Raw genomic sequence first — 18,487 nt, forward strand, 5'->3', positions numbered from 1 at the left:
CCCCTTGAAGACGACGAGGTAGATAGGTCAGAGGTGGAAGTACAGTAATGTATGGAGCTGACTGATACTAATCGGTCGAGGGCATGACCAAGCAAGGTGATAGGTAGGATGAAAGAAAATATTTCTTGTATGCAGTTTTGAAGGTATATGAAAGATAAGAAGCAATCAACGATATGTTGGTTGTTTTTTGTTATATAAATATAATTTATGAATTAAAATAATATTAAGATTTATAATTCTCTTTTTTTAGTCAAGTAGTAAGAAGCAATCAACAATAGCCACATGTTGATTGCTTCTTTAGATATCAAAGTATACAAGAAAAGTTGCCGATGGCAAGTTTTGGATATAGCAGACTTAGTTACAGCAAGGCTTACGATCGAATTCAGGATTGAATGCGTAGAAATTCTTACTGTCAAGTTTATCTTGAACAATTCTCAGACTTTCACCGAAACGCTGATAATGAACAATTTCACGTTCACGGAGGAAGCGGATTGGATCGCAGACTTCAGGATCTTTTACCAGACGCAGAATATTATCATACGTAGTGCGGGCTTTTTGTTCTGGGGCGACTTCGTAAGAACAACATTACACAATATAATATGAAGATAAAACAAGCTATCCTACATAGTTCCAGTGTTTTCGATATTTAGGCGTTCAGAAATGAGCGTCTTTTTTCATACCCAAAATCGAAAGGAGAAAGAGAAAATATGAATAAGCTAGTAAAGCGATTGCTGACAGGAACGCTTGCTTTTGCAACTATTCTCACGGCATTACCAGTGACGGCGGTTCATGCTTCCGGCAATCAATACTGGACAGAATCAGCAGAACGTGTCGGCTACATTGAACACGTTATGAATGATGGTTCTATCAAATCTACATTCAATGAGGGACACATGAAAGTTGAGGGCGAAACTGCCTACTGTGTGGACATCAATACCAGTTTCAAGAATGGATATAAAACACGTTCTGACGCAAGCACCCGCATGAGTAGCGATCAGATTGCGGACGTTGCTCTTTCTTTAGAGTACGTCAAGCAATATACCGCTTCTCATACGAACTTAAATTATAAACAAGGTTATCTGTTGGAACAGTGTGTTGTCTGGCAGAGATTGAGTGAACAGCTCGGCTGGCAATGTGATAACGTCAGAGCTTCTTATAATGAAATCTCACAGGCAGTACAGAATGAAGTGTATGCTGGTGCGAAAGCATTTGTGAAAGCGAATAAGGGACGCTATGAATGTGGTGGTTACATCTACACTGGCGAAGGACAGGACATCGGACAGTTCTGGGCGAAGTTAAATGTGGGAAATGCAAAGGTCAAAAAGACTTCTTCCAATCCCACGGTCACAAATGGCAATGCCAACTATTCCTTTGAGGGTGCGACATTTGGTGTCTATTCTGATAAGGGCTGTAACAGCCAGCTTGCTACACTTACTGCCGATGGAAATGGCGATACCAAAGAAGTTGAGGTAAAAGCCGGAACAGTTTACATCAAAGAGCTTTCTGCTCCAAAGGGTTACAAGCTGGATTCTATTGTCCATGCCTTAAATGTGGAAGCTGGAAAAACAGCGACATTGACTGTTGCTGACACTCCAAAGGTCACAGAAACTTTGATTGATTTATTTAAAATCGACATGGAAACAGGAAAATCCACTCCACAGGGAAATGCTTCTTTAGAGGGTGCAGAGTTCACATGGTGTTATTATGACGGATACTACAATGCAGACAATCTTCCTGCAAAGGCTACCCGTACATGGACAACCAAAACCGCTACCGAAAAAGACAGTGACGGAACTATCTATTATGTATCCAGACTTGCTGACAACTACAAAGTATCCGGCGACAGCTTCTATACACAGGACGGTAAAAATGTACTGCCACTTGGTACACTTACTGTCACAGAAACCAAAGCACCAAACGGTTACTTATTAGATGGTGCATATATGCAGGCTGACAGAAGTTCCGAACAGATTAAGGGAACATACCTTACACAGATTTCCGAAGATGGCGAACTTGCCGTACTTTCTGGAAGCAACCAGTATTCCGTATCCGATAAGGTTATCCGTGGCGGTGTAAAAATCCAGAAACGTGACCTTGAAACAAAGGATACCAAAGCACAGGGAAGTGCGACCTTACAGTACACAGAATTTAATATCATTTCCTTAAATGACAGTCCTGTACTGGTTGAGGGAAAATTATACAGCAAGAATGAAACTGTCAAGAAGATTCAGACAGGAATTGACGGAATCGCTTCTACTTCTGCTGATTTACTCCCTTACGGAAATTACAGATTAGAAGAAAGCAAAGCACCAGAGGGCTACTTAACAGACGGTGCAAAAGCAATCGACTTTTCTATCACGGAAGATGGAAAAATCGTGGACTTGACCGACAAATCCCACTCTGTCTACAACCAGATTAAGCGTGGCGATATTGAGGGTGTAAAAATCGGTGCAGGTACGCACAAACGCCTTGCAGGTGTTCCATTCAGAATTACAAGCAAGACAACGGGAGAATCCCATATTGTAGTCACGGACAAAAACGGTCAGTTCTCCACTGCTTCAAGCTGGGCTTCCCACAAGGTCAATACCAATGCCGGAAAATCCAGTGAAGACGGTGTATGGTTTGGTACATCTGAACCAGACGACAGCAAAGGTGCATTACTTTATGATACCTATGTGATTGAGGAATTAAAGTGTGATTCCAACGCCGGATTTAAGCTGATTCCAGCCTTTGAGGTGGTCGTATCCAGAAATAAAGTGACCATAGATTTAGGGACACTGACCGATGAATACGAAAAAGAAATCACAATCCATACCACAGCTACCGACAAGAAAACAGGCGAAAAAATGATTGTTGCCGGAAAAGACATCAAGATCGTGGACAAAGTCACACTTGATGGCTTGGAAACTGGAACAAAATATAAACTTTCCGGCTGGCAGATGTTAAAGGAAGAAAACGCCGAACTTCTGATTAACGGGAAACGTGTAGACAGTGATTACACATTCACTGCTGACAGCGAAAAAATGACGGTTGAGATTGCCTTTACCTTTGATGGTTCTTCTCTTGGTGGCAAGAGTCTTGTTACCTTTGAGGAATTATATGATATGACCAATCCAGACGAACCAAAGAAAGTGACGGAACATAAGGACATCACAGACGATGGACAGACTGTGACAATCAAGGAAGTGCCGGAAGTCCCAGACACACCAAAGGATACCGACACGCCGGATACACCATCTACGGTTACTAAGACAAGTGACAGCCCAAAAACAGGCGACAATACCAATATCTATGCTTATCTTGCCATGCTCGGTCTTTCCTGCGTAGGACTTGGCGGTATGCTTTACTTCAAACGCCGTAGAAAGAAATCATAAGGCGGTAATGTAGCGGTTGGTAAAGCGTTCAAGGTCGCCACCCTTTTTGCAACTTCACGCTCCCGTGAAGCTTTGATTTACGGGAGCGTGAAGTCCACTAGGGGCGTGGGGAGTGTAGCTCCCCACAAAGTACAGCAGGAAAGAACTTACAAATAGAAAGAAAAGAGGTCAATTATTTATGGAATTAAGATTTGTCGTACCAAACATGGAAAAGACATTCGGTAACTTGGAGTTTGCCGGAGAAAACACTACGGAACAGCAGAGAATCAACGGGCGTATGGCTGTCATTACCAGAAGCTACAACCTGTATTCCGATGTGCAGAGAGCCGATGATGTAGTTGTGACACTTCCTGCCAAAGCTGGCGAAAAACATTTCTCGCCGGAGCAGAAAGTCAAACTTATCAACCCACGAATCACTACCGATGGCTATAAAATCGGGGAACGTGGATTTGTCAATTACATCTTACTTGCAGACGATATGTTACCAGTAGAAAGTAAATAAGGGGGTATTCAGATTATGAGATTAGCAAATGGAATCGTCATTGATAAAGAAAAGACTTTCGGAGTGTTGAAGTTCTCCGCATTACGCCGTGAAGTTCATGTGCAGAATGAAGATGGAACGGTCAGTGAGGAAATCAAGGAACGTACCTACGATTTGAAATGCAACACACAGGGACGCATGATACAGGTATCCGTTCCGGCGACCGTACCGTTAAAGGATTATGACTACAACGCCGAAGTGGAACTTATCAATCCTGTTGCAGATACGGTAGCCAATGCGAATTACCGTGGTGCAGATGTGGACTGGTATGTAAAAGCAGACGATATTCTTCTAAAGAACAAAGGCACTCATGCCGGAAATCCACAGAACAATGCTCCACAGCAACCACCGAAGAAATAAATTCACAATTTAGATTTTCATTGTACTGGTCAAGTGTAATTGATATAATGTATTAAATAATTAAATCGAAACTCGGGGAGGAAAATCAAATGAAAATAGGAAAAGTTGAAATTAGCTCATGCCCATATTGTGAAGGAACTGATATTAGATACGGATACCAAAGTGGTGATTGCAGGTTGTATGGAGCGTCAGGCTTCTTAGATAATCAAGAACCGATACATCATTTAGTATGTGCTGAATGTGGTGCAATTATTTTTACATGGGTAACTAATCCTAGAAAATATTCTAAAACTATTCCAGAACGAGCTATTTAAGTTTAATACTTATATTCGCAAAGCAGTTAGTCTACACGATTGACTGCTTTTCTTATGTCCAAAGAAAGGAGTTTTAATGAAAGTATGGGCGTTTAAAGGTAACAGGATTCGTGCCAGTGACAAATCGCTGGTCTATCACTTCTGTATTGGCTGGCTGTTGCTCCTGTTTGTTGCGGTGTTCCTGCTACTGAACCTGCGACAGCTTCTTGTTACCGACTGGAAAGATTTTAACCTGCTCCATGCCGGAATTACTTGGACTGTTTACAATTCCATTACGGTTCTGATAGCGACTGGTGTTTGTGCATTGGTCGCTTTTCTCTACTACCGTTACGGATATGACCGTATCAAGCGGTTGCTCCACAGGCAAAAACTGGCTCGTATGGTGCTGGAAAATAAGTGGTATGAAGCAGAAAACACCAAAGACAGCGTTTTTTTCACTGACCTGCAAAGCAGATCAAGAGAAAAAATCGTGTGGTTTCCAAAAATCTACTACCAGATGAACAATGGCTTGCTCCATATCCTATGTGAAATCACAATGGGAAAATATCAAGAACAGCTCCTGTCCTTAGAGGATAAGCTGGAATCGGGGCTGTACTGTGAACTGACCGACAAGACAATGCATGACGGCTATATCGAATATACCCTGCTCTATGATATGATAGCGAACCGTATTTCGATTGATGAAGTGATTGCTGAAAACGGCGGTCTGCGGTTAATGAAAAATCTGGTGTGGGAATATGATTCACTTCCCCATGCCCTTATCTGCGGTGGTACTGGTGGTGGAAAGACCTATTTTCTGCTGACCATCATTGAAGCCCTGCTAAGAACCAATGCGGATTTATATATTCTTGACCCGAAGAACGCTGACCTTGCAGACTTGGGAACGGTCATGGGAAATGTCTACCACACAAAAGACGATATGATTGACTGCGTCAATGTCTTTTATGAGGGCATGGTCACACGCTCGAAAGAAATGAAACTGCACCCGAACTACCGCACAGGGGAAAACTATGCCTATCTGGGGCTTGCTCCACAGTTCCTTATCTTTGATGAATATGTGGCGTTCTTGGAAATGCTCACGACAAAAGAAAGCACCGCCCTGTTAAGCCAGCTAAAGAAAATTGTTATGCTCGGCAGACAGGCTGGATACTTTCTGATTGTGGCTTGCCAGCGTCCAGACGCAAAGTATTTCGGGGACGGTATCAGAGATAACTTTAACTTCCGTGTGGGGCTTGGTCGCATGAGTGAACTCGGCTACGGTATGCTCTTTGGAAGTGATGTAAAAAAGCAGTTTTTCCAGAAGCGAATCAAAGGGCGTGGATACTGTGATGTGGGAACAAGTGTCATATCAGAATTTTACACTCCCCTTGTACCCAAAGGCTATGATTTCTTAGGTACGATTAGGGAACTTGCACACATAAGGCAGGACGGACAGGTGGCGTGCGGAGCGAAAGCCACAGGTACGGACTAGCCTTGCTGGTGTGGCGGTAGCCACGCCAGCATATATTAAGCCCCTCGGTATCTAACAGAGGGGCACAAATCACAAGGAAACATACACAAAAGTTACCGATTCTTGGCTGAAATCAAGCGTTTGGTAGCTTTTTTTACTGCTGTGACATCGGATAAAAAATGTCACAGTTTTTTCGTAAAGGGGGTATCGCACTGAATGATACAGAGTGGATACAGGATTTTGCAGACAGGCGTTTGCAGTACGGTGTATCCCAGACGAAACTTGCGGTCATGGCTGGAATCAGCCGTGAACATTTAAGCCGTATCGAATCCGGCAAGGTGGCGGTCACAGAAGAAATGAAAGTAAAACTTTTGGAAGCTCTGGAAAAATTCAATCCAGAAGCACCGCTTACCATGCTGTTTGATTATGTGAGGATACGGTTTCCGACATTGGATATTGGACACATCATTAAGGACATCTTACAGCTCAATATCCAGTACATGATACATGAGGACTTCGGGCATTACAGTTACACGGAACACTACTACATCGGAGATATTTTCGTATATACTTCCCCCGATGAAGAAAAAGGTGTCCTGCTGGAACTGAAAGGAAAAGGCTGTCGCCAGTTTGAAAGTTATCTGCTGGCACAGGAACGGAGCTGGTATGACTTCCTTATGGACGCTTTGATTGATGGCGGTGTGATGAAACGTCTTGACCTTGCCATCAATGACCATACAGGAATGTTGGATATTCCAGAGCTGACCGAAAAATGCCGGAATGAGGAATGTGTATCCGTGTTCCGTTCCTTTAAGTCCTATGCTTCCGGCGAACTAGTCAAGCATGAGGAACAGGACAAGGCTGGTATGGGCTATACGCTTTATATCGGCTCATTGAAAAGTGAGGTGTACTTCTGTGTCTATGAAAAGAGCTATGAGCAGTACATCAAACTTGGGATTCCCATTGAGGAAGCACCGATAAAAAACAGATTTGAAATACGGTTGAAAAATGAACGTGCTTATTATGCTGTCCGTGACCTGCTGACTTACTATGACGCTGAACGGACGGCATTTTCTATTATCAACCGTTATGTACGCTTTGTGGATAAGGAAGCAGACAAGAAACGGAGCGACTGGAAATTATCTGTCCGCTGGGCGTGGTTCATCGGGGAAAACAGAGAGCCGTTAAAGCTCACGACCAAACCCGAACCCTACACACTGGACAGAACCCTACGCTGGATTCAACGGCAGGTTGACCCGACACTCAAAATGCTGGAAACAATCACAGCGAAAACAGGGATTGATTATCTGAAAGAAATCCGTAAATCCACGAAACTGACGGAAAAGCACTACAAGATAATCGAACAACAGACCACATCAACCGAAGATGTGATTTTAGAAAAGGAGAATTGAAAAATGCAACGATTATTATTTGACTTCCTGTTCTTCTCTTTAGGCGGAACAGTTGGCGTGATTGCCATGTGTATTTTACAGGCTGGCAGACAGTCTGACCGAAAAATGATGGAACTGAAAGGAGAAAAGAAAGTATGAATTTTGGACAGAACCTTTATAACTGGTTTTTAAGCAACGCACAGAGCCTTGTGCTGATGGCGATTGTTGTTATCGGTATCTACTTGGGATTCAAGCGTGAGTTTTCCAAACTTATCGGATTCTTGGTAGTTGCCTTAGTAGCCGTTGGTCTTGTATTCAATGCGTCCGGCGTAAAAGACGTATTGTTACAGTTATTCAATAAGATTATTGGAGCGTAAAGCCTATGGAAGAATGTAGCGTATTGATTGAAACGACCAAATCAGCAGAGGATAAAACCTCTCGCTGGTTTGATTTACCCATTGATTATGAGCTGTTCCGTGACCTGCTCGGTGTGGAAGCTGACAGCAAAGACTATCAAATCACAGATATGAAGCTCCCCTTTGCTGGCGACATTGTAAGGACAACATCTGTCAGACGCTTAAATAAGCTGTACTTTGCTTACACGGATTTATCGCCAGAGGTTCAGCAGGCTTATAAAGAGTTGATTCCGTATTGTGGCGGTGTTGAGGATTTATTGCAGAAGTCGGAAGAATTTCTGTTTTATCCAGAGTGCCACAACATCATGGACGTTGCCCGTTACCGCTTGGAGCATAACATTGAATTTTCTGCTCTTTCCGAAAAAGGAAAGAAATATTTTAATCTGGAAGCCTACGCCCATGAACTGGAAGAAAAAGGACGTTATGCTCTCTGCAACAATGGTATGTTCAAACTTTGACAGGTGGCATTGCTTATGGCAGAAATGAAAGTATTTGTTATCAATCTTGATGAACAGGAAAAAGATACAGGCTGTGCATGGTTTACACTTCCCTGCAACATAGAAGCATTAAAACAATCCATTGGCTTACCGCCGGACAGTGAGCGTTATCTTATCAGTGATTATGATTTTCCTTTTGAAATCCTGCAAGATACAGACCTCGACTTGCTAAATAATGTCTGCCTTGCAATTTCAGAGAGTGAAATCCCACACGAAGATATACCTGCAATTCAAAGAGAATGGTTTTCAAACCTGCAAGAGCTGGAAGCCGGACTTTGCAATATTACATACCATCGGAACTGTTCAGATATGGAAGAAACATCAGAACATTTCCTGTGTGTGCATGGCAGATTTTATGAATACAATGAGTGAAAGGAAGTGACCGTTTATGATTGATGATATGCAAGTCTATATAGCCAATCTTGGCAAGTACAATGAGGGAGAACTGGTCGGGGACTGGTTCTCTTTTCCGTTGGACGAAGAAGTGATTGCAGAACGTATCGGCTTAAATGCAGAGTACGAAGAATACGCAATCCATGATACGGACAACTTCCCGATGGAGATTAGCGAATACATTTCCATTGAAGAACTGAACCGTATCTATGAACAGTTGGAAGAATTACCGGATTACCTGCTGGACGACTTGGACAGTTTTATATCCTGCTATGGAAGTCTGGAAGAACTGGTGGAACATAAGGACGATATCATTCTGTATTCCGGCTGTGAAACGATGACCGATTTAGCCTACTATCTGATTGATGAAGAACAGGTACTCGGAGAAATCCCGTCCTCTTTACAGAACTATATCGACTATGAAGCCTACGGGCGTGACCTCGATATAGAGGGGACATTTATTGCAACAAACGCTGGTATCTGTGAGGTACTGCGTTAAGGGCTGGCAGATCAGCACCGCCACTGGTGCTACTGTCAGCTTTTCTCTTGGGGGCAGTCTGGAAAATCCGGCTGTCCCTGTTGTTAGGAAAATGAAGAAAGGAGCATTTACAAGTGAAGAAAATCCGAAGTTATACAAGTATCTGGAACGTGGAAAAGGTACTGTATGCCATCAATGATGTAAACCTGCCATTCCCTGTGACCTTTACCCAGATTACATGGTTCGTGCTGACGGAATTTATCATCATTCTGTTTGCAGATGTACCGCCACTTTCCATGATTGAGGGTGCGTTTTTGAAATATTTCGGGATTCCCGTTGCCCTTACATGGTTTATGTCACAGAAAACTTTTGACGGGAAAAAGCCATACAGTTACATCAAGACGATGGTGCTGTATGCTCTGCGTCCCAAAATGACTTATGCCGGAAAAGCCGTGAACCTGCATAAGCAGAAATTTGAGGAAACTATCACGGCAGTAAGGAGTGTGACCTATGTTCCCGATTAAATATATCGACAATAACCTTGTCTGGAATAAGGACAATGAGGTGTTCGCCTACTATGAGCTGATACCGTACAATTATTCATTCTTATCCCCAGAACAGAAATACCTTGTGCATGACAGCTTCCGTCAGCTTATCGCACAGTCCCGTGAGGGAAAGATTCATGCGTTGCAGATTGCAACTGAAAGTTCAATCCGAAGCATACAGGAACAGTCAAAGAAGCTGGTCACTGGAAAGCTCCGTGAGGTAGCAATCCAAAAGATAGACGACCAGACCGAAGCCCTTGTATCCATGATAGGCGACAATCAAGTAGATTACCGTTTCTTTCTGGGATTCAAGCTCATGGTCACAGAGGACGAAGTCAATCTGAAGAACATCAAAAAATCGGTATTTCTGACATTCCGTGAGTTTTTGAATGAGGTAAGGCATACGCTGATGAACGACTTTGTTTCTATGAGCAATGATGAAATCAACCGTTATGTGAAGATGGAGAAATTACTGGAAAACAAAATCTCCCGTAGGTTCAAAATCCGCCGACTGGAAGCCAAAGACTTTGCGTATCTGATGGAACACCTCTACGGCAGGGACGGGATAGCCTATGAAGATTATGTGTATCCTCTGCCAAAAAGAAAGCTGAAAAAAGAAACACTGATTAAGTATTATGACCTTATCCGTCCTACCCGTTGTGTGGTGGAAGAAAGCCAGCGATATTTGCGTCTGGAACATGAGGACAGTGAAAGTTATGTGTCCTACTTTACGGTCAATGCGATTGTCGGAGAACTGGACTTCCCATCATCGGAAATCTTTTATTTCCAGCAACAGCAGTTCACATTCCCTGTGGATACTTCCATGAATGTTGAGATTGTGGGAAATAAGAAAGCATTAACCACTGTCCGCAACAAGAAAAAGGAATTAAAGGACTTGGATAATCACGCCTATCAAGCCGGAAATGAAACAAGTTCAAATGTGGTGGAAGCCTTAGACAGTGTCGATGAACTGGAAACAGATTTAGACCAGAGCAAGGAAAGTATGTACAAGTTAAGTTACGTCATACGGGTGTCTGCACCCGATCTTGACGAACTGAAACGCCGTTGTGATGAAGTCAAGGACTTTTACGATGATTTGAATGTGAAACTGGTTCGCCCTGCCGGAGATATGATGGGACTGCATGGAGAGTTTCTTCCTGCCAGCAAGCGTTATATCAATGATTATATCCAGTATGTGAAATCCGATTTTTTAGCCGGACTTGGCTTCGGTGCTACCCAGATGTTGGGCGAAAATACAGGAATCTATATCGGATATTCCGTGGATACGGGAAGAAATGTCTACCTGCAACCGTCCCTTGCCAGTCAAGGGGTAAAAGGTACAGTCACAAATGCGTTGGCTTCTGCTTTTGTCGGTTCGCTTGGTGGTGGAAAATCATTCTGTAATAACCTGCTGGTGTATTATTCCGTTCTGTTCGGTGGACAGGCAGTTATCCTAGACCCGAAAAGTGAGCGTGGGAACTGGAAAGAAACACTGCCGGAGATTGCAGAGGAAATCAACATTGTAAATCTTACCAGCGACAAGGAAAATGCAGGGCTTCTTGACCCGTTTGTAATTATGAAAGATAAAGAGGACGGAGCTACACTGGCAAAAGAAATTTTAACATTTTTAACAGGTATCTCAACCCGTGATGGAGACAAGTTCCCTGTGCTTATCGGTGCAATCAGCAAAGTATCAGAAAGTGAACACAGAGGATTGCTAAATGTTATCACAGAATTGCGGAAAGAAAATACGCCTATTGCAAACCATATCGCAAATCATATTGACAGTTTTACAAATTATGATTTTGCACACCTGCTCTTTTCAGACGGAACAGCGAAAAATACTATCAGTTTGGATAACCAGCTCAATATCATACAGGTTGCGGATTTGGTTCTGCCGGATAAAGATACTACTTTTGACGAATACACGACCATTGAATTATTATCGGTGGCAATGTTGATTGTAATATCTACCTTTGCCTTAGACTTTATCCATTCAGACCGAAGCATTTTTAAGATTGTAGACCTTGATGAAGCATGGGCGTTCTTAAATGTGGCACAGGGCGAAACACTCTCAAATAAGCTGGTGCGTGCTGGTAGAGCCATGAACGCCGGAGTCTATTTCGTGACACAATCCTCTGGGGACGTATCGAAAGAAAGCCTGAAAAATAACATCGGCTTAAAGTTTGCGTTCCGCTCCACAGATACCAATGAAATCAAACAGACCTTAGAGTTTTTCGGACTGGACAGTGAGGACGAAAACAACCAGAAACGGTTGAGGGATTTGGAGAACGGACAATGCTTAATGCAGGATTTATACGGGCGTGTCGGTGTGGTACAGATACACCCTGTCTTTGTAGAACTGCTCCACGCTTTTGATACCAGACCGCCGATAAAAAGTGAGGTGGATTTGGAATGATGAAATCTGTCACAAAAGAAAAGATATTCCATGTGCTGAAAATGGTTCTGCTTGCCGTGACCGTCACGCTGGTACTGCTGTCCCTGCTTGGGACAGTGGCTCATGCGTCTGGACTGGTCGATGATACAGTCAATGCAGACAACCTGTATTCAAAGTATCCGCTTTCCAATTATCAGCTTGATTTCTATGTGGACAATAGCTGGTCATGGCTTCCGTGGAACTGGCTGGACGGCATTGGAAAATCGGTGCAGTACGGGCTTTACTGTATCACAAATTTTGTCTGGACAATCAGCCTGTATCTTAGCAATGCCACAGGGTATGTGGTGCAACAGGCATATAAGCTGGACTTTATCAATGACATGGCAGACAGTATCGGGAAAAGTATCCAGACACTCGCCGGAGTGACCGAAAACGGATTTTCCAGCAGTGGATTCTATGTGGGATTCCTGCTCATTATCATTCTGATTGTAGGTGTTTATACCGCCTATACAGGGCTTCTCAAACGGGAAACAAGCAAGGCACTTCACGCTGTTATTAACTTTGTGGTGGTGTTCATTGTGTCTGCGTCCTTTATTGCTTATGCTCCCAACTATATCCAGAAAATCAATGATTTCAGTTCGGACATCAGCACCGCTTCTCTGGACTTGGGGACAAAAATCATGCTCCCCGATTCACAAAGCAAAGGGAAAGACAGCGTAGACCTTATCCGTGACAGCCTGTTTTCGATACAGGTAGAAAAACCGTGGCTGTTATTGCAGTTCGGGAACAGTGATACCGAAGAAATCGGGACTGACCGTGTAGAAGCTCTGGTATCTGCCAGCCCGTCCGATGAAGATGGGGAAACAAGGGAAAATATTGTGAAAACAGAGATTGAGGATAACGACAATGACAACCTTACCATTCCACAGGTCGTCAACCGTCTTGGCATGGTGTTCTTCCTGCTCATTTTCAATCTCGGTATCACAATCTTTATCTTCCTGCTTACCGGCATGATGTTATTTTCCCAGATACTTTTTATCATATATGCCATGTTTTTGCCTGTCAGCTTTTTACTGTCCATGATACCGACCTATGAGAACATGGCGAAACAGGCAGTTGTCCGTGTGTTCAACGCCATTATGACAAGAGCCGGAATTACGCTGATTGTGACCGTGGCATTTTCGATTTCCAATATGTTCTACAACATTTCCACGGACTATCCGTTCTTCATGGTGGCGTTTTTGCAGATAATCTGTTTTGCAGGAATCTATATGAAGCTCGGAGAACTAATGAGTATGTTCAGCCTGAATGCCAATGACAGCCAGCAGATAGGTCGCCGGATTTTCCGTAGACCGATGGTGTTCATGCGACATCGAGCAAGACGTATGGAACACAGGATTGCAAGGGCTGTCGGTGCTGGAAGTGTTGCAGGTGCGGTGGCAGGTGCAAGTGTTGCCAGAGCCGGAAAATCAGCAACGAACCAACCGCCAAAGAAACGGGAAAATACTTCTGCCAGCATGGGAAGCCGTGTCGGTTCTGCGGTGGGTGCTGTGATGGATACAAAAAATAAAGTCCGTGACAGTGCTTCCTCACTGAAAGAAAATGTGAAAGATTTACCGACACAGGCTGGTTATGCTGTCCATTCTGCCAAACAGAAAGCAAAGGATAATGTATCGGACTTTAAGCGTGGCGTTGTGGAAGAACGGGAAAACCGACAGGAACAGCGTACACAAAAACGCAACCTGCACAGGGAAAATATCTCACAGAAAAAGCAGGAATTACAGAAAGCACAGGAAGCAAAACAGACAGTTCATGCGAATGGATCAGCGACAGCCGGAGCTACCAGAAGCCATGAACGCCCTGTTGCCACACCTGTTCCAAAACCAGCACAGACCGATATAGTTACGAAGCCGGATATGAAACGTCCTGCTACTTCTCCTGTGATAAAAAATGCAGAAATCAAGGCTGGAAAAGAAACCGTCCGAACCAATATCAGACAGGAACAACAGGTCAAATCTGTTGCCAGAACGAATCAGTCAAACGTAGCGGAATCCAGAAGTAATCAAAAGAAAACAACCGTACAGAAACAGGTCAACCAAAAACAAAATCGTAAGACTGTTACGAAGCAACCAGAGAAAGGACGGAAGAAATGAGATTAAAGCGTATCCTTATCATAGGTACGATATTCCCAGTCCTTTTCTCCCTCGTCCTCTTTTTCGGGATACTGATTTCCGGCGAAGATGACGACAGTTCCAACAGCTATTCGCCTGTCTACTCTGGCATGAACCTGTCAGCCGATGTCCTCAAACATCAGCCAATGGTAGAAAAGTACGCCAGAGAAAACGGTATCTCGGAGTATGTGAACGTCCTGCTTGCCATCATACAGGTGGAAAGTGGCGGTACGGCTACCGATGTCATGCAGTCCAGCGAAAGTCTGGGACTACCGCCAAACTCATTAAGTACAGAAGAATCAATAAAGCAGGGGTGTAAATATTTTGCGTCCCTGCTTTCTTCCTGTAAAGCAAAAGGCATGAATGACATTAACGTGGTCATTCAATCTTATAACTATGGTGGTGGCTATGCAGACTATGTGGCGAAGAACGGGAAAAAGCACAGCTTCAATCTTGCAGAGAATTTCGCAAAGAATAAATCCAGCGGTACAAAAGTGACCTATACGAACCCGATAGCGGTTAGTAAAAATGGTGGCTGGCGTTATAACTACGGAAATATGTTTTATGTGGAGCTGGTCAACCAATATCTGAACATAAAACAGTTCAGTAATGAAACGGTACAGGCGGTTATGAATGAAGCGTTGAAATATCAAGGCTGGAAGTATGTCTATGGTGGCAGTAACCCGAACACCTCTTTTGACTGTTCTGGACTTACCCAGTGGTGCTACGGAAAAGCCGGAATCAGCCTGCCACGAACCGCACAGGCACAGTATGACGCAACCCAGCATATTCCATTGTCACAGGCACAGGCTGGCGATTTGGTCTTTTTCCATTCCACCTACAACACCAGCGACTATGTAACCCATGTAGGAATCTATGTGGGAAACAATCAGATGTATCATGCCGGAAATCCAATCGGCTATACTGATTTGACCTCTGCCTACTGGCAACAGCACATCATTTGTGCCGGAAGAATCAAACAATAGAAAGGACTTGAAATATGTTTAAGAAGAAAGAAAAAACAGAGAAAGCACCTAAGAATAAGAAAGTGCGTACCATGAAAGTCGGGACACATAAGAAATCTGTCCTGCTGTTGTGGGCGGTGCTTTTAGCAAGCACCAGCTTTGGTGTGTATAAGAATTTTACCGCTATTGACACCCACACGGTACATGAAAAAGAAATCATTCAGCTAAGATTGAACGATACCAACGGTATTGAAAATTTCGTCAAGAACTTTGCGAAAGCCTACTACTCATGGGATACCAGCAAGGAAGCCATTGAAGCAAGGACAACGGAAATCAGTAAATACCTTACCAAAGAATTACAGGATTTGAACGCCGATACCATCAGAACGGACATACCAACCAGTGCGACCGTTACAAATGTGCTGGTCTGGAATGTAGAACAGCCTGGAACGAACGATTTTACCGTTGCCTACGAAGTAGATCAGCAGGTAAAAGAGGGAGAACAGACACAAACAGTCACAGAAAACTACACAGTGACCGTTCATGTGGATAAGGACGGTGCAATGGTCATTACCCAGAATCCTACCCTTGCTCCGGCGGTACAGAAATCAAAGTATGAACCGAAAGTACAGGAAGCAGATGTCAGTGTCAGTTCCGACACAGTCAAGGACGCTACCGCTTTCTTGGAAACATTCTTTAAGCTGTATCCGACAGCTACGGAAAAAGAACTTGCCTATTACGTCAAAGACGGTGTGCTTGCTCCTGTTTCCGGCGACTATGTATTTTCGGAACTGGTAAACCCTGTCTTTACCAAAGACGGCGATAACCTCAAGGTCAGTGTGTCTGTGAAGTATCTGGATAACAAGTCGAAAATGACACAAATCTCACAGTATGAGCTTATGCTTCATAAGGACGATAACTGGAAGATTGTAGAATAAATAATCAAGGCTTGCGTCATAAACCGTATAGTATGCTCCGCAAGCCTCATTTCGGTATGATTTGCAAGCTGATTAATATAGTTGTTACATTTCGTTTAAGAGATTATAATAATTAAAATAGCTAAAATCTATCAATTTTTAACAGTAGTATGTGGACATAGTTGATAAAAAATTGCTTTTTCAATGATAAGATATATTTCTAAGGAGGAACGAGATATGGCACAGAGCATTTTGATTGTAGACGACGAAAGAGATATTGTATCAATGCTAAATCAATATTTTTGCAAAATTGGTTATGTAGTATACACAGCAATTAACGGAAAAGAAGCACTGAATGCAATCACAAAACATCCAGATATTATTTTATTAGATATAAATATGCCAGATATGAATGGTTTTACAATTTGTGAAAAAATCAGGAATTTTGTGTCCTGTCCTATTATTTTTTTAACAGCTCGGATTGAGGACTGTGATAAAATCAAAGGATTTGCTGTCGGTGGTGACGACTATGTTGTAAAGCCTTTCTCCGTTGATGAATTAGAAGCCAGAGTTGCTGCACATTTGCGGAGAGAAAAAAGACATGGTTCGTCCGCAATAGTTCAGTTCGATAATAATATAGTAATTGATTATTCATCACGAGTTGTTTTTTATAGAAATGCTGAAATAAATTTTACGAAGAAAGAGTTTGATATTATTGAATTTCTTTCACAAAACAAGGGGATTATTTTTGATCGTGAGACAATTTATGAAAAAGTATGGGGCTTAGATGGTTCTGGTGACAATTCTGTTATTACAGAACATATACGCCGGATAAGAACAAAATTCCTTTCTATAGGCGACAATCCTTATATAGAAACTGTCTGGGGGTGCGGATATAAATGGAAAAAGTAAGGCGAAAAAATTCAAGGCATTATATTGACAACATGAGTATTAAAAATTCGTTTGTTTTTTATGCTCTTATTTCCTTAGTGATTGGTATTGTAATAGGTGTTATATCTATTACTCTTGTAGATGATTACAGAATAAACCTTAACTATAAATATGAGGACATGACAACAAGGTATGATATACCTGAAAATGGTTCATTTACAGCGAAATATAACAAAGACCAAACAGAATACACAATATATAATGCAAGTGAAAAGGAAGTATGTAATTTTGTTGTAGACTATCAAAAGGAACGTCCAGTACAAGAATATATTTATCCTAATCATGTTTCTTACATTGAAGTTTCACCAAAGTTTACTAAACATGATAGAATTGTGGATTCTGCTCTAGGTGTGGTTAATATTGTCACCATTCCTATTGTTCTTTCAATTAGCATGATTCTTTGTGTGACTATCTTTGTAAACCGAAAATTAGTAAGACCCATAAAGTTACTGACGAATGCATACAGAAAAGTCGAAAACAACGAACTGGATTTTACGTTGCCTTACCCTTATAAAGACGAGATGGGGAGGCTGTGTCTTGCATTTGAGAAGATGAAAAATTGTTTATATCAAAACAACCAAAAAATGATACGGCAATTTACTGAACAAAGGAGATTAAATGCTGCTTTTTCACATGATTTACGCACGCCTTTAACAATACTAAAAGGACATACCACAATGTTGTTATCATTTATTCCCAAAGGATTAGTTTCTCAACAGGAGGTACTCGACGAATTATCAACAGTACGCAACAATGTGGAACGGCTTGAAAAATACGTTAGTGCTATGACAAACTTATACCGTTTAGAAGATATAGAAATCGAAAAAGAAAACATAAACTTTGACTTCTTATTAAAAACCTTATCAAATACAACGGAAATGCTCTGTTCTGATATAGAATATACGATTAAAACAAATTGTAATAAACAGCAAACTCTATTTATCAATCTTGAAATTATCATACAAATTTATGAAAACCTGTTGTCTAATAGCATTAGATATGCTAAGTCGATGATAGCTATTGATGTAAATAAACAGGAGGAATTTTTATTGATTACGGTCTCTGACGATGGCTGTGGTTTCAAAAGTACGGATATAGAACGTGTAACATTACCATTTTATAAACCATCGCAAGATACTACGTCTGAACATCTAGGTCTGGGATTAAACATTTGTAAAATATTATGTGAAAGGCATGGAGGTACAATAAAAATTTCAAATAATCATAAGGGGGGAGCCTGTGTTACAGCTTGTATAAAAATTGCATATGTTGATGAAAAATAGACATTTTCCCCATATAATTGCATTAAGCACTTATAAAGGAGGT

Annotated in this window: 18 protein-coding genes, 1 rRNA gene and 1 pseudogene; 19 read left to right on the top strand and 1 reads right to left on the bottom strand. The window is 42.1% G+C overall.

Annotated elements, in window-relative coordinates; genetic code table 11:
• Nucleotides 1-91 (top strand): 23S ribosomal RNA (locus NCY30_RS03415); the annotation flags it as partial.
• A gap of 263 nt (nucleotides 92-354) precedes the next feature.
• Here the strand turns inward: NCY30_RS03415 and NCY30_RS15305 are convergent.
• Nucleotides 355-573, bottom strand: a pseudogene (locus NCY30_RS15305) (manganese catalase family protein); the annotation flags it as partial.
• 134 nt (nucleotides 574-707) lie between these two features.
• On the opposite strand from NCY30_RS15305, the gene NCY30_RS03425 reads away from it, so the two are divergent.
• The 18 genes from NCY30_RS03425 to NCY30_RS03510 all read left to right on the top strand — a co-directional run bounded on the left by NCY30_RS03425 (nucleotide 708) and on the right by NCY30_RS03510 (nucleotide 18,444).
• Entirely contained in the window at nucleotides 708-3,374 is a 2,667-nt protein-coding gene (locus NCY30_RS03425) for a SpaA isopeptide-forming pilin-related protein (RefSeq protein WP_173744880.1), read from the top strand.
• Nucleotides 3,375-3,552: 178 nt separating this feature from the next.
• Nucleotides 3,553-3,876, top strand: coding sequence for a YdcP family protein (locus tag NCY30_RS03430; RefSeq protein WP_055167000.1), 324 nt, complete (start codon nucleotides 3,553-3,555; stop codon nucleotides 3,874-3,876).
• Nucleotides 3,877-3,891: 15 nt separating this feature from the next.
• A complete protein-coding gene (locus NCY30_RS03435) occupies nucleotides 3,892-4,275 on the top strand; it encodes a YdcP family protein (protein ID WP_035403730.1) in 384 nt (127 codons plus the stop codon).
• A gap of 89 nt (nucleotides 4,276-4,364) precedes the next feature.
• Entirely contained in the window at nucleotides 4,365-4,589 is a 225-nt protein-coding gene (locus NCY30_RS03440) for a hypothetical protein (protein ID WP_055039113.1), read from the top strand.
• A 76-nt stretch (nucleotides 4,590-4,665) separates the two neighbouring features.
• On the top strand, nucleotides 4,666-6,060 hold the full coding sequence (locus NCY30_RS03445) for an FtsK/SpoIIIE domain-containing protein (protein WP_055039114.1): 1,395 nt from the start codon (nucleotides 4,666-4,668) through the stop codon (nucleotides 6,058-6,060).
• Nucleotides 6,061-6,218: 158 nt separating this feature from the next.
• Nucleotides 6,219-7,451: a MobT family relaxase gene (gene mobT, locus NCY30_RS03450; RefSeq protein WP_173744881.1), complete on the top strand. Its 1,233-nt coding sequence runs from the start codon at nucleotides 6,219-6,221 to the stop codon at nucleotides 7,449-7,451.
• Nucleotides 7,452-7,454: 3 nt separating this feature from the next.
• Nucleotides 7,455-7,589 (top strand): DUF3789 domain-containing protein, encoded by a 135-nt coding sequence (locus tag NCY30_RS03455; RefSeq protein ID WP_005423185.1) that lies wholly within the window; start codon nucleotides 7,455-7,457, stop codon nucleotides 7,587-7,589.
• The gene (locus tag NCY30_RS03460) at nucleotides 7,586-7,807 is read left to right on the top strand and encodes a hypothetical protein (RefSeq protein WP_004844214.1); all 222 of its coding nucleotides are present in this window, start codon (nucleotides 7,586-7,588) and stop codon (nucleotides 7,805-7,807) included. Before NCY30_RS03455 ends, NCY30_RS03460 begins: the two co-directional genes overlap by 4 nt.
• 5 nt (nucleotides 7,808-7,812) lie before the next feature.
• A complete protein-coding gene (locus NCY30_RS03465; protein WP_055200583.1) occupies nucleotides 7,813-8,304 on the top strand; it encodes an antirestriction protein ArdA in 492 nt (163 codons plus the stop codon).
• 15 nt (nucleotides 8,305-8,319) lie between these two features.
• Nucleotides 8,320-8,715: a hypothetical protein gene (locus tag NCY30_RS03470; protein ID WP_173744882.1), complete on the top strand. Its 396-nt coding sequence runs from the start codon at nucleotides 8,320-8,322 to the stop codon at nucleotides 8,713-8,715.
• A 16-nt stretch (nucleotides 8,716-8,731) separates the two neighbouring features.
• Nucleotides 8,732-9,235 (top strand): antirestriction protein ArdA, encoded by a 504-nt coding sequence (locus NCY30_RS03475; RefSeq protein WP_005423194.1) that lies wholly within the window; start codon nucleotides 8,732-8,734, stop codon nucleotides 9,233-9,235.
• A gap of 113 nt (nucleotides 9,236-9,348) precedes the next feature.
• Nucleotides 9,349-9,738, top strand: coding sequence for a conjugal transfer protein (locus NCY30_RS03480; protein WP_173744883.1), 390 nt, complete (start codon nucleotides 9,349-9,351; stop codon nucleotides 9,736-9,738).
• Nucleotides 9,725-12,178: an ATP-binding protein gene (locus tag NCY30_RS03485; RefSeq protein WP_173744884.1), complete on the top strand. Its 2,454-nt coding sequence runs from the start codon at nucleotides 9,725-9,727 to the stop codon at nucleotides 12,176-12,178. Before NCY30_RS03480 ends, NCY30_RS03485 begins: the two co-directional genes overlap by 14 nt.
• Nucleotides 12,175-14,310 carry a CD3337/EF1877 family mobilome membrane protein gene (locus tag NCY30_RS03490; RefSeq protein ID WP_173744885.1) on the top strand — a complete coding sequence of 712 codons (2,136 nt, stop codon included), beginning with the start codon at nucleotides 12,175-12,177 and terminating at the stop codon, nucleotides 14,308-14,310. Before NCY30_RS03485 ends, NCY30_RS03490 begins: the two co-directional genes overlap by 4 nt.
• Nucleotides 14,307-15,314, top strand: a complete 1,008-nt coding sequence (locus NCY30_RS03495; protein ID WP_173744886.1) for a bifunctional lytic transglycosylase/C40 family peptidase — start codon at nucleotides 14,307-14,309, stop codon at nucleotides 15,312-15,314. Before NCY30_RS03490 ends, NCY30_RS03495 begins: the two co-directional genes overlap by 4 nt.
• Nucleotides 15,315-15,328: 14 nt before the next feature.
• Nucleotides 15,329-16,231 (top strand): conjugal transfer protein, encoded by a 903-nt coding sequence (locus NCY30_RS03500; protein ID WP_173744887.1) that lies wholly within the window; start codon nucleotides 15,329-15,331, stop codon nucleotides 16,229-16,231.
• Between the two features lie 216 nt (nucleotides 16,232-16,447).
• Nucleotides 16,448-17,122, top strand: coding sequence for a response regulator transcription factor (locus NCY30_RS03505; RefSeq protein ID WP_020994080.1), 675 nt, complete (start codon nucleotides 16,448-16,450; stop codon nucleotides 17,120-17,122).
• The gene (locus NCY30_RS03510) at nucleotides 17,110-18,444 is read left to right on the top strand and encodes a HAMP domain-containing sensor histidine kinase (RefSeq protein ID WP_006857577.1); all 1,335 of its coding nucleotides are present in this window, start codon (nucleotides 17,110-17,112) and stop codon (nucleotides 18,442-18,444) included. The genes NCY30_RS03505 and NCY30_RS03510 overlap by 13 nt, the downstream gene beginning before the upstream one ends.
• The last annotated feature ends 43 nt before the right edge of the window (nucleotides 18,445-18,487 follow it).

Source organism: Dorea sp. MB18-49 (assembly GCF_023669465.1).
Classification (GTDB): domain Bacteria; phylum Bacillota; class Clostridia; order Lachnospirales; family Lachnospiraceae; genus Dorea_A; species Dorea_A longicatena.

Coding starts and splice junctions, on each gene's coding strand:
- NCY30_RS03425 (WP_173744880.1), top strand. CDS start 708: ATGAATAAGCTAGTAAAGCGATTGCTGACAGGAACGCTTGCTTTTGCA.
- NCY30_RS03430 (WP_055167000.1), top strand. CDS start 3,553: ATGGAATTAAGATTTGTCGTACCAAACATGGAAAAGACATTCGGTAAC.
- NCY30_RS03435 (WP_035403730.1), top strand. CDS start 3,892: ATGAGATTAGCAAATGGAATCGTCATTGATAAAGAAAAGACTTTCGGA.
- NCY30_RS03440 (WP_055039113.1), top strand. CDS start 4,365: ATGAAAATAGGAAAAGTTGAAATTAGCTCATGCCCATATTGTGAAGGA.
- NCY30_RS03445 (WP_055039114.1), top strand. CDS start 4,666: ATGAAAGTATGGGCGTTTAAAGGTAACAGGATTCGTGCCAGTGACAAA.
- mobT (WP_173744881.1), top strand. CDS start 6,219: ATGTCACAGTTTTTTCGTAAAGGGGGTATCGCACTGAATGATACAGAG.
- NCY30_RS03455 (WP_005423185.1), top strand. CDS start 7,455: ATGCAACGATTATTATTTGACTTCCTGTTCTTCTCTTTAGGCGGAACA.
- NCY30_RS03460 (WP_004844214.1), top strand. CDS start 7,586: ATGAATTTTGGACAGAACCTTTATAACTGGTTTTTAAGCAACGCACAG.
- NCY30_RS03465 (WP_055200583.1), top strand. CDS start 7,813: ATGGAAGAATGTAGCGTATTGATTGAAACGACCAAATCAGCAGAGGAT.
- NCY30_RS03470 (WP_173744882.1), top strand. CDS start 8,320: ATGGCAGAAATGAAAGTATTTGTTATCAATCTTGATGAACAGGAAAAA.
- NCY30_RS03475 (WP_005423194.1), top strand. CDS start 8,732: ATGATTGATGATATGCAAGTCTATATAGCCAATCTTGGCAAGTACAAT.
- NCY30_RS03485 (WP_173744884.1), top strand. CDS start 9,725: ATGTTCCCGATTAAATATATCGACAATAACCTTGTCTGGAATAAGGAC.
- NCY30_RS03490 (WP_173744885.1), top strand. CDS start 12,175: ATGATGAAATCTGTCACAAAAGAAAAGATATTCCATGTGCTGAAAATG.
- NCY30_RS03495 (WP_173744886.1), top strand. CDS start 14,307: ATGAGATTAAAGCGTATCCTTATCATAGGTACGATATTCCCAGTCCTT.
- NCY30_RS03500 (WP_173744887.1), top strand. CDS start 15,329: ATGTTTAAGAAGAAAGAAAAAACAGAGAAAGCACCTAAGAATAAGAAA.
- NCY30_RS03505 (WP_020994080.1), top strand. CDS start 16,448: ATGGCACAGAGCATTTTGATTGTAGACGACGAAAGAGATATTGTATCA.
- NCY30_RS03510 (WP_006857577.1), top strand. CDS start 17,110: ATGGAAAAAGTAAGGCGAAAAAATTCAAGGCATTATATTGACAACATG.